The 15158-nt window shown below is 64.1% G+C and carries 12 protein-coding genes; 3 read left to right on the plus strand and 9 right to left on the minus strand.

Annotation, left to right across the window (positions count from 1 at the left end):
- Positions 1-170: 170 nt before the first annotated feature.
- Both NP3_RS14340 and NP3_RS14345 read right to left on the minus strand, forming a co-directional pair.
- Positions 171-3467, minus strand: coding sequence for a protein kinase domain-containing protein (locus NP3_RS14340; protein WP_307677716.1), 3297 nt, complete (start codon positions 3465-3467; stop codon positions 171-173).
- Positions 3468-3716: 249 nt separating this feature from the next.
- Positions 3717-4343 carry a TetR/AcrR family transcriptional regulator gene (locus tag NP3_RS14345; RefSeq protein ID WP_063041643.1) on the minus strand — a complete coding sequence of 209 codons (627 nt, stop codon included), beginning with the start codon at positions 4341-4343 and terminating at the stop codon, positions 3717-3719.
- Between the two features lie 112 nt (positions 4344-4455).
- Here NP3_RS14345 and NP3_RS14350 point away from each other — a divergent pair, with 112 nt between their 5' ends.
- On the plus strand, positions 4456-5301 hold the full coding sequence (locus tag NP3_RS14350) for an aldo/keto reductase (RefSeq protein ID WP_063041508.1): 846 nt from the start codon (positions 4456-4458) through the stop codon (positions 5299-5301).
- Positions 5302-5476: 175 nt separating this feature from the next.
- The gene (locus NP3_RS14355) at positions 5477-5734 is read left to right on the plus strand and encodes a hypothetical protein (protein ID WP_063041510.1); all 258 of its coding nucleotides are present in this window, start codon (positions 5477-5479) and stop codon (positions 5732-5734) included.
- A gap of 457 nt (positions 5735-6191) precedes the next feature.
- Here NP3_RS14355 and NP3_RS50400 read toward each other — a convergent pair whose 3' ends face one another.
- Entirely contained in the window at positions 6192-6752 is a 561-nt protein-coding gene (locus tag NP3_RS50400) for an enoyl-CoA hydratase/isomerase family protein (RefSeq protein ID WP_245720935.1), read from the minus strand.
- A 666-nt stretch (positions 6753-7418) separates the two neighbouring features.
- Here NP3_RS50400 and NP3_RS14370 point away from each other — a divergent pair.
- A complete protein-coding gene (locus NP3_RS14370) occupies positions 7419-8180 on the plus strand; it encodes a 3-hydroxyacyl-CoA dehydrogenase (RefSeq protein ID WP_063041514.1) in 762 nt (253 codons plus the stop codon).
- Between the two features lie 169 nt (positions 8181-8349).
- Here the strand turns inward: NP3_RS14370 and NP3_RS14375 are convergent, their stop codons facing one another.
- The 6 genes from NP3_RS14375 to NP3_RS14400 form a co-directional block, all read right to left on the minus strand.
- Entirely contained in the window at positions 8350-9129 is a 780-nt protein-coding gene (locus NP3_RS14375) for an enoyl-CoA hydratase/isomerase family protein (protein ID WP_169814500.1), read from the minus strand.
- A gap of 119 nt (positions 9130-9248) precedes the next feature.
- Positions 9249-10790, minus strand: coding sequence for an acyl-CoA synthetase (locus NP3_RS14380; RefSeq protein ID WP_063041517.1), 1542 nt, complete (start codon positions 10788-10790; stop codon positions 9249-9251).
- 39 nt (positions 10791-10829) lie between these two features.
- Positions 10830-11795, minus strand: coding sequence for an NAD(P)H-dependent flavin oxidoreductase (locus NP3_RS14385; RefSeq protein WP_063041519.1), 966 nt, complete (start codon positions 11793-11795; stop codon positions 10830-10832).
- A complete protein-coding gene (locus NP3_RS14390) occupies positions 11792-13408 on the minus strand; it encodes an AMP-binding protein (protein WP_063041521.1) in 1617 nt (538 codons plus the stop codon). Before NP3_RS14390 ends, NP3_RS14385 begins: the two co-directional genes overlap by 4 nt.
- The gene (locus tag NP3_RS14395; RefSeq protein ID WP_063041523.1) at positions 13405-14454 is read right to left on the minus strand and encodes an aldo/keto reductase; all 1050 of its coding nucleotides are present in this window, start codon (positions 14452-14454) and stop codon (positions 13405-13407) included. The genes NP3_RS14390 and NP3_RS14395 overlap by 4 nt, the downstream gene beginning before the upstream one ends.
- Before the next feature lie 194 nt (positions 14455-14648).
- The gene (locus NP3_RS14400) at positions 14649-15158 is read right to left on the minus strand and encodes a DoxX family protein (RefSeq protein ID WP_063041525.1); all 510 of its coding nucleotides are present in this window, start codon (positions 15156-15158) and stop codon (positions 14649-14651) included.

Here is a 15158-nt window from a genome sequence, read left to right on the forward strand (position 1 = left end):
CGAACGCGCGAGTTGCAGTTCTCGCGGCCTAGTGCAGCATGGTCGACGTGATTCAGCGGTTGGTGATCGGTACCAGATGTCGACCGAGGCGCAATCCCTAGTACGGTCGCGACCGACCGGCCTCGAATGTCCCGTCGCTCAGTTCTTTTCGGCTGAGCCGGCAACGGCGATCACGAACTCTCCTGATAGGCCCGGTCCGTGATCCAGGCGGCGATCTGGGCGCGGGAGGTGAAGCCGAGTTTGGTCAGGATGTGTTCGACGTGGCCTTGGGCGGTGCGTTGGGAAATCACCAAATTCGTGGCGATCTGCTTGTTGGTGAGTCCTCGGGCGATCAGCTCCGCGACCTGCCGCTCGCGCTTGGTCAGTTCCGCTGTCCCGGCTGGGGTAGGAGCCACCTCGCTCGGCTGCTCACCGAGCGCGTAGGCCACCGCGCCATTCATCGCCATCGCCCGCCCGCGGCGGAACGCCACCTTGAACCGTCGCTCACCGAGCGTTTGCCGCACCATGCGCTCGCATTCCTCGTGCGACCGTGACATCTCGGGGAAGAAGATCGAGAACCCGGAGCCGGACCGCAGCAGACTTTGCGTAGCGCCCATCAGCACCGCCGCCCGCTCACCGTCCTCCTCGGCGACGATCCAGGCCAGCCCCTCGAGATCGAGCACCGCGACAACAGGACTACGGACACGCCGGTTGAGCCGCAACGACTGTTCCAGCATCTCCTGCGCACGGGATCGCGCTCCCTGTTGCCATACGAGGATGCCCAGTCCCCACAACGTGCTTGACCGGAACAACGACTCGCCGGTCGAGTCGGTGATGGATAGAGCTTGCTCGTAATATTCGATCGCCTGCCGGACTTTGCCCTGTGCCGCATACGCCCAGCCGAGCGACGTCATCGTGATGACTTGGAGATATCCGCTACGGTTCGCGCCGAACATCTCGAGCGCGCGTTCACCGCAGGAGACCGCACGAGCGGTGTCACCTTGATACAAAGCCAGCATGCAGCCGGCGGAGCCGACGAGTGCCTGATGCAGGGGGGCAGGGTCTTGGTCGGCGAGGGCACCCGCCTGCTCCAGTAAGGTCTCCGCCGCCGGGAAATCCTGTTGTTCCGCGGCCATCACAGTGCCGATGTGCAGCGTCCGGATGCGGTCCGGCAGCGAGTCCGCCCTGGGGTGTGCCAGGACGCGGTCGATCCAGCGACGACCCTCTCCGTACAAACCCCGAAAGGTCCAGAACAGCCATAAGCCGCCCGTGACGGTGCGCAACCCTGCCTCGCCCGACTCCGCCGTGGTGTCGGACAGGCAGAATTCGAGCGCTTCACGCATGTTCAGTTGCTCGCGCTCGAGCCGGGCCAACCAGTCGGGCTGGCGTTCGCTGATCCAGTCGGCTTCGGCATCCAGCGCCAACTGCTGGCACCAATCGCGGTGACGCCGACGCTGCTCCCGATCTTCACCGGCCTCATGCAGCTGATCGCGCCCGTACTCGCGCACGGTCTCGAACATCCGGAACCGGACAACACCCCGGAGTTCCTCCCGGATCACGATCGACTTATCCACCAGCGAAGACAACGCATCCAGCAGACTTCCCTCCGATTCGAAACTGCAGACTCGTTCGACCGCGTCCATTTCGAAACCACCGGCGAAGACGGACAATTGGGCCCACAGCCGCTGTTCGATGGGCGTGCACAACCGGTAACTCCAGTCGATGCACCACCGCAGCGTCTGCTGCCGCTGCGGCGCGGTGCGGTGACCGCGAGTGAGCAGTGCGTAGCGATCGGTCAACCGAGCCAGGATCTGCTCGGGCGACATCGTGCGGATCCGCGCCGCGGCGAGTTCGATCGCCAGCGGCAGCCCCTCCAGGCGGGCACAGATCCCCGCCACTGCGGCCATATTGTCCTCGGTGACCTCGAAACCGGGTACCAGTGCAGCGGCACGCTCGGCAAACAGTGTCACCGCGTCGTATCGAGGCAGTCCCCGCAGCGTCGGCTCACTTCCGGAGCACGGAACGGTCAATGGGGAGACCCGCAGCACCGATTCTCCGGCAATGTCCAGCGGCTCCCGGGAGGTCACCAGGATCCGCAGGTCGGCACAGGCCAGCAACAGTGTTTCGACCACATCTGCCAAGGCATCCACGATCTGCTCGCCGTTGTCCAGAACCAGCAGCGCTTCCCGCGAATGCAGGAATTCGACCAGCGCGTCGCGCATCGGCCATGCCGAATCGTCCCGTAAGCCCAGACCTCCCGCCACGACGTCGATCAGCAATGCCGGATCGGTCACGTCGGCGAGTTCGATCAGCCATACCCCGTCGGCGAAATCGCGTCGAACAGTCGACGCCGCCCGCAACGCCAGCCGGGTCTTGCCGACGCCACCGACTCCGGTCAATGTCACCAGCCGCCCCGCCGCCAACAAGCTCTTGATCTCGGACGTCTCGGCGCGGCGGTCGATGAAACTGGTCAGCTCGAGCGGCAACTCGCCGGTGCTGCGGCCTCGGGCCTGCGGTGGCGGAGCCGATTCCGGTCTCGTCCTGTGGGGCTGCCCCGGCGAGGTTGCCGGTTGACCGTGTAGGGCCATCTCGCCGACCCGGTATCCGCGACTGCGTTGCACCTCCTGGATTGCCTCGCCCAACTCCCGCGCCGACGGCCGTACTTGTCGATCCCGATTCATCGCCGACTCCACCACCGCCGCGACATCCTCGGGGATACCACCTTCTCGCAGGTCGGGCAGCGGCTGACTGGTAATCCGCAAGAACTGCGCCACGACCTGCTCACCACTGCGCCGCTCGAACGCGGCGTGACCCGTCAACGCGGCGAACAAGGTCGCACCCAGTCCGTACACATCCGCGGCCGGTGTCGCTGCCTCGCCTGCGAGCACCTCGGGCGCGGTGAAGGCGGGCGATGCGGTCACCACCCCCGTGGCCGTGTGGAAGCCCCCGGCGATACGGGCGATACCGAAGTCGGTCAACGCCGGCTCCCCGTACTCGCTCAGCAGAATATTGCCCGGCTTCACGTCCCGATGCATGATCCCAAGCCGATGCGCCGTCTCCAGCGCACCCGCGATCTTCACTCCCACCCACAGCGCCGTCTCGACCGGCAACGGCCCCTCCCGGCGAACCCACGCATCCAGGGAATCCAGCGGGTGATACGGCATCACCAAATACGGCCGGCCACTCGCGGTCACTCCCACCTGCAACACCGTGACGATATTCGGATGCCCGGTCAGCCGGCCCATCGCCTTCTGCTCGCGGAAGAACCGCGCCTGATTCTCGGCGTCCAGTTCCGCGATCAGCACCTTCACCGCCACCGTGCGATCCAGCGCCGACTGGACGCACCGGAACACTACGCCGAACCCGCCGTGGCCGATCTCCTCGACATCCTCGAAACCCGACGCGCTCAGTTCCATCGCAACGGGCATATTCACATCGCGGCCGGTCTGCAGCGGATCCTCGCCGACCATCAGTCGCTCGCGATCCACTGAGCACGGGCACGCACACCGAGCACCATGCGCTCACCTTCCGACGCCACCAGCGTATCGCCAGCAAGCTAAGAAGGGAGGGCTGTACGCTTCCGCAGCGCGAACACGCACTGGCCCGAACATCCTTGGTCGACATCCATGCTGCCTCCTCAGGAATGAAGCTCTGGACACAGCGACTTACTGGACCAACGAGTTGCATCCACCCCTTTGCTGCGGCACTTGCCGGATATCGCGGCCCGCGCATGGCATCTACGCCGGACGACGTCCCAGGGATGTGTTCGATTTCCCGTCAGCGAGGTAGGCGGTGTCGAGGGTGCGGGGATGAGTGGTCAAGCCGGGAAGAACGAGGCTGAGCCAACGCGCGCGCACGGTTGGGGGCTGGTCGGCCGGGGCGCTGGCGAAGAGGAGATACAGATCGTCGACGGTGACGTCCGCGAGGATGTCGCCAGCGGCTTTCCCGGCCTGGATGAGTTCGGCCAGGGCGGCGGTCGCCCGGTGCTCCGAGGTCTTGTCCGATGCTGCGGCGCCGAGGGCATGGGCGGCCGCTTTGGCGGCGTGACTGACGGCAGACGCCTCCACGACGCGGCCGAGAAACGCGGTGATCTCGTCCAGCGCCCGGGTACCGGATGCCGCGCGTATGCGGGCGGCCTCGGACTCGTCGGCCAGGTGGGACATGTGCTCGTCGATGATGGCAGTGACCAGGTCGGCTTTGGTGGGGAAGTGTCGGTACAAGGTACCGACGGCCACGCCAGCCGCTTTGGCGATCTCATCCATCCCTGCATCTGGCCCGCACCGGGTGATCTGGTCGCGGGCGGCTTCGAGGATCTTGTTGCGGTTGCGGACCGCATCGGCGCGCGGGGCGCGAGCAGGGGGCATGTGACTCTCCGAACAGGCGAAGCGCGGCGCTTGCATGAACATGAACTCTAGTTCACCATAAATCATGAACTAGAGTTCACCTTATCTCGAATACTTGACACGGAGGTAACCGATGACCACACCCCTCACCTTCAGCGTTGGTGGCGATCTGACCGTGCACCGGCTCGGCTACGGCGCCATGTGGCTCACCGGGCCCGGCGTGTGGGGCGAACCCGCCGACCGCCCGGCAGCAGTGCGTGTCGTGCGAGCTGCCGTCGAGCAGGGCGTCGATTTCATCGACACCGCAGATTCCTATGGCCCTGCGGTCAGTGAGCAGATCATCGCCGACGCGCTGCACCCCTACCCGCCGGGTGTAGTGGTGGCGACCAAGGTTGGAAACACCCGCCCGGGCCCGAACGTGTTCGTGCCGCTGGGTCGCCCTGACTACCTCAAACAACAGGTCGAGCTGTCGCTTCGGAACCTGAAACTCGACCGCATCGACCTCATCCAGTTGCATCGGATCGACCCGGACGTGCCCCTGGCCGACCAGATCGGTGCTCTGGCCGAACTCCAAGAGCAAGGCAAAGTGCGCCATATCGGCCTGTCCGAGGTGACCGTGGAGCAACTGCAGCAAGCGCGGAGCATCACCGAGATCGCCAGCGTCCAGAATCTCTACAATCTGGTTAACCGCGCATCTCAGGGTGTACTCGATTACGCCACCGCACACGGTATCGCGTTCATCCCCTGGTTCCCGATCGCCACCGGGGCCCTCGCCCGCCCGGGCAGCCCAGTCTCCGACATCGCCGCGGATCTTGGGGCCACGCCGGCCCAAGTCTCTCTGGCCTGGCTCCTGCAAACCTCCCCCGTGATCTTGCCGATCCCCGGTACCACATCGGTCGCCCACCTGAATGAAAACCTGGAAGCAGCAAAGCTTTCCCTGTCTGAAGAACACATGGCAAAGCTTGACGCGCTGGCCTGACCACGCTCCCTCGCCACCTGGTGCGACCAACGCCGGGCGCGCACCATTGTCCGAGTCGGCTCGGCGATGAACGTGTTCGCCGGAGGTTGTTCCGGACACCTGGTCCTACCGATCCGGTCGTCCGCCGTATGCATAATCTGGCGAAGGACCCGTCGGGGACGGACCGGTCGAACAAGTGAACAGCACAGCATTCGAGCGGGCGGGCACCACCCTCAGCGGCGACACAACCGTCGCCGGAGAAATTCATGTTCTGCCTCTGTCCGGCGTCGCCTACCACGTGGACGGCGCCGGACTAGCCTCAACGCATGTCGAACGGCTGCCCGAGGACCTCTATGCCACAGTTACGGGCAGGGACTCCGGCATTTCACGCCAAGTCAACTTAGAGCTGGATTTCAACCCAACGGTGAAGGATTGGGCAGATTCGGTGCTATGACGATCAGCGGTCGCCTCGCCGGTCCGCCGTCGGTAGCGCCCGGATTCGCCGCATCTGCAACGCGCGCCGCACCTGCGTTTTTCCGCAGCGGTCTGGCGCGCATGGGCCCCGCAGTGGTTACGCGACCGTCGTTCGTGACCGATCGAGGTGACCAGTACCTGGCGTCCGTCGACAGCGCGGACTGCGAACTGCTCTATCCCTACGCCTCTCTCCGGGCCGCGGGCGTTCGCCTCGCCAGTCGAGCGACGGTCCCTTTGGGGAGTCCGACCCGTGGCACACGATCCGATCGGCAGTGCATCGCATGACGGCAGGCCGCCTCGACGGATACGCATCGGGTCCCCCACAGATCTGCGCCTGCTGGCCGAACCCCTCGCGGGCGCTCTGCCCCATCCCAACGCCCATTTGGTCCGAGCGTTCGTCCAAGACGGAGCGATCGTCTGGCCGGCAGCCATGAATCCTACGACCGCACCCGGTCGACCAGGCCCCAGCGCGCGGCAGTCTCCACATCGATCGGCTCACCGGTAAGCATCATCCATGCCGCCCTCCATCGGCCTATCCGCTGCGGCACACTGACCGTGCCCCCGGCGCCAGGAACCAACCCCATTCCGATCTCGGGTAGCCGGAAGAATGTATCGGAATCCGCGATTACCTGTCCGGCGAAGGCCGCCATTTCCACCCCGGCACCGATGCAAGCCCCGTGCAGATACGCCGTCACCTTGCTGCGCAGCCGGTGAATGATCCGCCAGGGCGCCCGCTCCAAGCGCACAAGATACGCTGCCACCAGATCGTTGGCGATACCGAACTCGTCGAGATCCCCGCCACTACAGAATGCGGGGCCGGAGCCTCGCAACTCGACCCGGGCAATCGACGGATCGAACTCGGCGACCTGAAACGCCTCGAGCAGAGATTCCCGCATGCGAGTACTCAGCGCATTGCGGCGTCGGGGATTGTCCAGGACGATGGCAAGCGCATCATCGGTTCGCTCGAGCCGGACCATCTGCCGTTCCTCGACAGCCATTCGCCTCACTGGACGCTCGGTGCGCCATCGCCGAAACTCGTTGCCACCCAGCAGCATCGAGTACACAGCTGCTTCCGCAGCCAAGCCGGCGTCGGTGTCGAGCGCCTCCGTCTGGCGCAAGAGGCCGGCCAAGGCCACACTTGCCCGCGGATTTTCACCGACGGCGCCCGAGAGCCGCCGCAAAGCCGCGCCAATGTCGCGACAGCCGACTATGTACGGACGTGGCTTCGGCTCCGGCGCCGACGACAGAGTCACTGTCAGAGCCCGCAGCAAAGGCTCCAGAGCGGGGAGCGCCCCCGACTCGAGCACACCTACCGGGATTCGATGAGTGCGCGCCGTTAATTCCGCCATTCGACGGACGCGGCCCGGCGGAGCGTCTCGCCACCGATCCAGGGGGATTACCCAAAGTGGTGCCTCCGGATCGCCCTGCGGGTTCAGTCGCAGTTCCACATCGTCGGGCGTCAACGACAACTGCTCGTAGTGCACCTCTCGATCCTGGCGCCGATCGCGATCGTCGCGGCCTGTTACGCGCACGTACGTTCCCCTTGTTGCTGAATTCGGACGTCTTCTTGCAGCGCGGGCATCGAGAGAGCTTCGCCCTTAAGATAGATTACATAGTGAACTATGTTGATGTGATGAATCACCATCACGAAAGGACACACACTGATGCAGATCAGCAATAGCGTCGCCGTCGTCACCGGCGGTGCCTCCGGCCTCGGCCTGGCTACCACAAAGGCTCTGGTCGCCGACGGTGCATACGTCGTGATCATCGATCTCTCCACCTCGAACGGTGAAGCCGTCGCCAAGGAGCTCGGCGACCGGGTGCGCTTCGTCGCCGCCGACGTCACCGACCAGAATGCGGTCGCCGCGGCGCTCGACGTCGCCGAATCCCTCGGCCCATTGCGGGTCGCGGTCAACTGTGCCGGTATCGGCAATGCGATCAAGACCGTCAGCAAGAATGGGCCGTATCCGCTGGATGCGTTCACCAAGGTGATCAGCGTCAACCTCGTCGGCACGTTCAACGTGATCCGGCTCGCCGCCGAACGTATAGCCAAGACCGAACCCGTCGACGGTGAACGCGGCGTCATCATCAACACCGCTTCGGTAGCGGCTTTCGAGGGCCAGATCGGCCAGGCGGCCTACTCGGCTTCCAAGGGGGGCGTCGTAGGTATGACCCTGCCCATCGCGCGTGACCTCGCCTCGCTGCTCATCCGTGTCAACACCATCGCGCCAGGCTTGTTCAAGACGCCTCTCCTGGGGACGCTCCCCGAGGAAGCACAGAAGTCGCTCGGTGCGCAGGTGCCCCATCCATCCCGACTCGGCGACCCGTCCGAATACGGCGCTCTCGCCGCTCACATCGTCGCGAACCCCATGCTCAACGGCGAAACAATCCGGCTTGATGGCGCCATCCGAATGGCGCCGCGCTGACAACTGATCCAGGGAGCGGTTGGTCCAGCTGCTCTGGGAGTCGGTGGATTCCACACCGACTCCCAGAGCAGAATTGCTCGGGTTCGCGAGGTTTCACGCTGCGCCGGAGCATGCCAGTCCGCCGGGCAACGCCCGATGAGCGGACGGCGGCAGCTCCCAGCGCCTGTCGTTATCGGGCGCTCTTTGTCATCGCATCGGCGACATTCCGAAAGTCGTCACCGACCAGCAGACCGCCCTGAATCGCACCGAGCGCGGACAGCTCAGCGTCGAAGGGGGTGGACCCAGCCCGCCGAAGCGACGCCTTGCTGCTCTCGACTGCCGGGCGACTGAACGCGGCCAAGCGAGCGGCGATCGAATCGACCTCGCCGCGCAGCGCATCAGGAGCGACAACAGAATTCACCAGACCCCACGAATACGCCGTGGCGGCATCGACCGTGCGCCCGAGGAGGACCATCTCGGCAGCTCGCGTACTGCCGATAGCCCGAGTGAGCAGGTGCGCGCCGCCCATGCCCGGAACGAGTCCTACATTGATCCAGGAACTCGCGAACTTCGCCGTCGAACTGGAGACCCGAAGGTCGCAGGCCATTGCCAGGTCGAGTCCTGCTCCCATCGCCGGGCCATTGATAGCCGCGATCACGGGAAACGCAACCGAACCGAGCACACCGACCATGCGGTGGAACCGGCTGTATATTGCGTCGGTTGCGGCACGCGGCCCACCGGCGGCCACCGCAGCGAGGCTCGGCAGATCGCCGCCTGCACAAAAGGCGGTTCCGGCGCCGGTCAAGACCGCCACACGGACGGTTTTTCCCCGATCCGCATCAACCAATGCATCGCCGATGACCTCGACTAGATTGACTGTGAGAGCATTGCGCCGAGCGGCGCGGTTGAGTGTCATCCAGAGGACATCCCCCCGGTGCTCGACAAGCAGTTCGTCCATCGTTTCCGACATTTGCTCCTCCATCGTCGTGAGCGGACCACATCCCCGCGAGAGCAAAAGCCGCCCGACAACCGGTCAACTGCTTGCGCACGGCTTATACATTTGATTCCTTAGCTGCGGGAATACTGGTTTCAGTGCTGCCCCTCCGCCGTTCCGGTGTTCCCGAGACCGCCGATCAGACTGCGTCGCAGGATCTTTCCACTCGGGAGCCGCGGAATCCCGCCGAAAGCAATCGACCGCGGAGCCTTGAAGTGTGCCAGTCTTGTTCGGCAGTAGTCGATCAACTCGCGCTCGAGATCGTGGCCTGGTGTAATCCCCGGTGCAGGCTGAACGACCGCATGCACGCGTTGTCCCATCTCCTCGTCCGGCAATCCGATTACCGCCACATCGCTCACAGCAGGGTGCAGGATCAATGCGTCCTCGATTTCCTGCGGATAGATGTTCACCCCACCGGACAAAATCAGATCGGATCGCCGGGCCGAAAGGTACAGATACCCGTCCTCGTCGACATGACCGAGGTCCCCAAGCGTATTCCATCCCTTGTCGTTGAACGCCTGCGCAGTTTTGGCTGCGTCACCGAGATACTCGAACCGCTGAACGTCGCTAAACCACACGGTTCCCACCTCACCCGGCGCGAGTTCCTTCCCAGCGTCGTCGCAGATGTGCACGATGCCCTGGACCGCCTTGCCGACCGAACCGCGATGAGCGAGCCAGTCCGGGCTGTCGATCATGAAAAAGCCGGTTCCCTCACTCCCGGAATAGAATTCGGTCAGTTTGGGGCCGAACCACTCGATCATGCGCTCTTTGACCTCCACCGGGCACGGGGCCGCCGAATGAACCACGAGCCGAATGCTCGCTACGTCGTATCGATCTCTGGCCGCCTCAGGCAATTTGAGCATCCGCACGAACATGGTGGGCACGAACTGCGCATGAGTCACCGCGAATTCATCGATCAGCCGCAGCGTCTGCTCGGCATCGAACCTCTCCATCACCACTGCGGTTCCACCGTTGCGGATCGTGCCCATGGTCCAGCCCAGCGGCGCCGCGTGGTAGAGCGGACCGGTGCTGAGATAGACAGTGTCGGCCCCGAAGCCGAAGGCAGTTCTCATCAAATGGTCGATCCCGAGCCCGGATCCGAACGCCCTGACGGCCAGATTCGGCAGTATCCCCTTGGGGCGCCCCGTCGTCCCGGACGAGTACAGCATGTAATAGCCCTCGGACTGGTCTGCGATGGGCGTGCCTGGAAGCTGCGCGACCGCTTGCTCCAGTGAATCGACCACCGCCGCGTTCCCGCCGACCGTCACTCGCGATTCGAGCCCAGGTGCCGCAGCTTCGGCTACCGCTGCGAGGCCGGCCAAGGGTGCCGAGTGAACAAGCATGCGTGCGCCGCAGTTCGCGACGATATACGCCGCCTCGTCCGCACTCAGATGCCAATTGACCGGCGTGTACAGCAGCCCTGATCGCTGTGCGGCCCAGACCACCGGGAAGACCTCGAGCTGATTCTGCATCAGGATCGCTATGTGGTCACCGGGCGCGAGCCCACGGGACCGGAACAGGTGGGCAATCTGATTCGAACGTTGCTCGAGCTCACGGTAAGTCAATATCTCACCGCTACCCGCCATGACGATCGCGGCCTTGTCCTCGTACCGAGCGGCCAATTCCGTGAGATCCATTTCGCTCCCCGTTCTCATCTTGCAGGGATCGACGGCCGGTCAGGTGTTATCCACCAACGTCTTTCGCCATTCACCTGGCATGCGCGCAGCAACAAGTTCGTCGGCAAGCCGATCCACCACGGCCTGGACGGGTGGCACATCGTCGATCAGGCCGGTCGAGTGCCCCGCGCTCCACACCGTCTTCCACGGCTTCACCCCTTCAGGGAGGTTCGGGCGGTGTTTGCCGGTTGGCTGCGGAAGGTTCCGGGGGTCCAGGCCGGCCCGCACGATGGACGGCTCGAGGAAACTGGCGGGCAGGCCCGCGATCGCGTCGGTGAACAGGACATCCTCACTCTCCGAGGTGACCAGCATATCTTTCTGATCATCGAACGCACCCGACTCGGCAGTCGCGATGAACCGCGTTCCCATGACGACGATATCCGCCCCGAGAGCCAGGGCCGCCGCGATCCCGTTACCGTCGGCGATGCCACCGGCCAGCATGATCCGTCCATCGAAGAAGCGTCGTACCTTGGGCAGGAACGAGAACGGCGACAGCGTTCCCGCATGCCCGCCCGCGCCCGCGCAGACCAGCATCAGCCCGTCCACGCCCGCTTCGACGGCCTTCTCGGCGTGCCGGATAGTCGTCACGTCGTGAAAGACTTCGCCGCCCCACTCGTGGGCGGCATCCACGACCTCGCGGGGGTCTCCCATATTGGTCAGGATGAGCGGTGCCTGGTGCTTGCGCACTGTGGCCAGGGCCTGATTACGCGCCTGCTTGTCGAGGGCTGCCGAGGCAAGCATATTCACGCAGAACGGCGCGAATTCGCCTCCGGCATCCAGTGTTTCGTTCTCTGCCTCGCGGATGGCGTGCAGCCATGTCTCCAGAGTCTCGGGTCGGCGCGGATTGGCAGAGGGGAACGATCCGATTACGCCCGCCCGGCAGGATGCGATGACCAGGTCGAGACTGGAGACGATGAACATCGGTGCCGCCATGACGGGGATCCGCAGCGAGTTCCATTTGATCATGTGTTGTCCACCTCGATGAAGTATTTTCTCCGCAGTTCGCTTTTGCGGATCTTGCCCACAGCTGTGCGCGGCAGTTCGTCGACCGTCGCCAGCCTTTCGGGGGTTTTCTGTTTCGCCAGACCGGATGCCGCGAAGTGGCGACGTACTTCGTCCAGGTCGAGTTCCCCGCCGGGGGTGAGCACGACGACCGCTGCGGCGACTTCGCCGTATCGCTGATCGGGTGCCGCAACCACTACGCATTCGGCCACATTCGGGTGCGAGCTCAGCACGTCTTCGATCTGGCCGGATGAGATCGTTTCGCCCCCGCGAATGATTACGTCCTTGATCCGGTCGGTCACCGAGAGTCTGCCGTCGGTATCGAAGTGGCCGAGGTCGCCGGTACGCAGCCAGCCGTCCTCGGTGAACGCGGCACCATCCAGCGCCGAGTCGCGGTATCCGATGAATTGGTCGGGCCCCCGCGTGACAATCTCACCGTCGACACCGACCGGCACGTCGTAGCCATTTCGATCCACGATCCGCACCTCGACACCTGGCAGAGGTGCACCGTCTGTGTGGATCCGCGCTTCTTGCGGATCGCGCACGTTGCAGACGGTGATCGTCGGATGTTCGGTAGCGCCGTAGCACCGGTAGGTGGTGATGCCGGCCGCCGCGGCCCGCCTGCCGAGTTCCTCGGGGACCGTAGCTGCACCCACCATCAATTCAGTCAGACTCGCCAGCTTGTCGCCCCGATCCTCGAGATCGAGAATTCCGGCGAGGTGGAAGGGCGTCGCAACGGTAGACGTGACACCGTACCGAGAGATCAGCTCCACAGCCGCACGCGGATCCCAATCCTTCATGTAGACGGTCGTTGTCCCGTGCAGAATCGGGCACAGCATGCTCGCGACACCCGCTATATGACCGGGGGGAAAAGCGACCAGATGCACTGAGCCCGCGCGCGTGTCCTGCAGTTTCGGGATGGTGCGCTGCTCGGCGAGCACCGAATTGTGGCTGTGCTGAACGCCTTTCGGTGCCGAGGTGGTCCCGGAAGTGTAGGTGAGCAAACAGACGTCGTCCGAACTCACCAGCGGCTTGTGGTACACGGCACTCCCACCGAGCTCCGACCATGCGGTTGCGCCGGCGCATTCCGCTCCGACGACGATGATCCGCTCGAGCGTAGGCACGGCGGACAGCGTTGCTATTCGGTCGGTGTAACGGGTGGTACGCACCCGTTCCGGCATAATCAGTACCTTCGCCGCAGACTGCTCGAGAATGAAGGACAGCTCCGCGGAGCCGTAGATGTGCACAACCGGTACGAGTGTTGCCCCGGTAAGAAGGACCGCCTCATAGGCGACCGAACACTCGAACTGGTTGGGCAACTGGACGACTACCGAGTCTCCTGGGCCGATCCCCATACTCTGCAGACTGGCGGCAACACGCTCGGCTTCCCGATGGATCTCACCGACCGAGGTCTCGATCAACGCACTGTTCTCAGCGAAGACCACCGCTGTGCGCGCGTTTTCCCGGCCGCGTTCGGCAAAAGTATCTATGAGGGTCCGCTCCGAATACCAGCCGTCTCGATACCACCTGGCGCGCAACGCTTCCCGTCCGCACGTCGAGGGGCGGGGGGTCGTCATCGTCTGGCTCCGGCCCGTCGCGGGGATCTGCGCAAGTGCTTGTGTCGGACCGCCCGCGGCTCATAGGCGATATCCGCCCGTGCGATGGTCACCCCCGGTGCGACCACCTCGTCGAGGAGATCGAGTACATCGTCGGACAAGACCGTGTCGACCACGTTCAGTTGGCTTTCCAGCTGATCCATTGTGCGTGGACCGATAATCGTCGCAGTAACCGCCGGATGCGCGAGGGTGAACCCGAGTGCCAGCGTGATCAAGTCGATACCCGCCTCGGCGGCTATACCATCGAGCCGATCCAGGAGGTCGAGTTTTCGCTGTGCGCCATAGGAATCGACACGCCATGACCCAGTGGCAAGGCGACTGAATCGTGCGTGGTCGCCGGGTTGGTGATCGCGGCGGTACTTACCGGTCAACCATCCACCGTTGAGAGGGCTCCAGACGATCGCGCCCATACCGTACCGCTGACAAGTGGGAAATACGTCGCGTTCGGCACCGCGGACGAATATCGAATAGGGCGGCTGCTCACAGCGCGGTTTGATGTGGCCATGGTCTGCGGCGACCCACTGTGCCTCCACGATCGCTTCCGCAGGAAATGTCGACGTGCCGACTACACGGACTTTGCCATCGTGCACCAGGTCCGACATTGCACCGAGCGTTTCGTCCAGATCGGTAGCTTCGTCGAGCCGGTGCACCTGGTACAGGTCGATGTAATCGGTGCCCAGCCGACGCAGACTGTCCTCGCAGGCCCGCACGATCCATCGCCTCGATGCCCCACGGTGATTGGGGTCTCGGCTCATAGGATTGAAGAACTTGGTAGCCAAGACGACTTCGTCCCGGCGGTCTGCGATTGCTTTTCCGATGATCTCCTCGGACTCGCCATGCGAGTAGATATCGGCAGTATCAATGAAGTTGATGCCGGCGTCGAGGGCCCGGTGGACGATTTTGCGGCATTCGTTGTGATCGCTATTGCCTGCCCCTCCGAACGACATTGCGCCCAGACACAACCGCGAGACCATCACGCCACTGCGCCCGAGAGATTCGAACTCCATGTTCAGTGTCCCTTCATACGGGTGCGCGCTTCTCGATGAAAGCGCGGCCCTTCCTCGGTTTCCTCAGTACGGTGGATGCGATCGCGTTTGTCGCGATTGCGTCCCAAGTCCTCTGGAGCGGAACGGAATCGCGAATGGCCCGAGACTGCAACGAGGCGTCGTTGGCTTGGACCGCCCCGGCGCGTTGGCGCCGATCATGACAAAGCGTCTTCGCGCTGTCGGTAACACGCGCCGAGCAACGCCGCCGATGCAATGAGACCGAGCACTGCCGACACGGCTAATCCTGCCCATCCATTGAGGATGTTTCGACCGAACAGAGCCCAGTCCAGGCTCAGGCGACCCGCACCGCCGACTGCGATCGCGATAGCGGCGACCGCCAGGATCAGGTTGTATTCCCAGCCGTTTCCGGCAATGAAGAATCCGTGACCACGGTGCACAGTCCATGCCGCCACCATCATCAGAGACACGAACGCCGCCGCGGCGAAGGGAGTGAGCAGACCGAGCGCGAGCATGATCCCGGCACCCAGTTCTGTCGAGGCGGCGAGCCATGCGTGTATTTTTCCGGGACGCATACCGATGCTGTCGAACCAGCGTGCGGTTCCAGGGATCCGCCCGCCACGGAAGAGCTTTCCGTAGCCGTGCGCGGCCATCGTCACACCGAGCAATACGCGGAGCAGTGCCGATGCTGCGTCGATCGAAGTCAT

This window comes from Nocardia pseudovaccinii NBRC 100343, from assembly GCF_001613225.1.
Lineage (GTDB): Bacteria > Actinomycetota > Actinomycetes > Mycobacteriales > Mycobacteriaceae > Nocardia > Nocardia pseudovaccinii.

Bases quoted from the DNA above. Each gene is read 5' to 3' on its own strand.
- NP3_RS14370 (WP_063041514.1), top strand. From the start codon at position 7,419: ATGCAGATCAGCAATAGCGTCGCCGTCGTCACCGGCGGTGCCTCCGGC.
- NP3_RS14390 (WP_063041521.1), bottom strand. From the start codon at position 13,408: ATGACGACCCCCCGCCCCTCGACGTGCGGACGGGAAGCGTTGCGCGCC.
- NP3_RS14375 (WP_169814500.1), bottom strand. From the start codon at position 9,129: ATGTCGGAAACGATGGACGAACTGCTTGTCGAGCACCGGGGGGATGTC.
- NP3_RS14350 (WP_063041508.1), top strand. From the start codon at position 4,456: ATGACCACACCCCTCACCTTCAGCGTTGGTGGCGATCTGACCGTGCAC.
- NP3_RS14385 (WP_063041519.1), bottom strand. From the start codon at position 11,795: ATGATCAAATGGAACTCGCTGCGGATCCCCGTCATGGCGGCACCGATG.
- NP3_RS14395 (WP_063041523.1), bottom strand. From the start codon at position 14,454: ATGGAGTTCGAATCTCTCGGGCGCAGTGGCGTGATGGTCTCGCGGTTG.
- NP3_RS14400 (WP_063041525.1), bottom strand. From the start codon at position 15,158: ATGACTTCGATCGACGCAGCATCGGCACTGCTCCGCGTATTGCTCGGT.
- NP3_RS14380 (WP_063041517.1), bottom strand. From the start codon at position 10,790: ATGGATCTCACGGAATTGGCCGCTCGGTACGAGGACAAGGCCGCGATC.
- NP3_RS50400 (WP_245720935.1), bottom strand. From the start codon at position 6,752: ATGGCTGTCGAGGAACGGCAGATGGTCCGGCTCGAGCGAACCGATGAT.
- NP3_RS14345 (WP_063041643.1), bottom strand. From the start codon at position 4,343: ATGCCCCCTGCTCGCGCCCCGCGCGCCGATGCGGTCCGCAACCGCAAC.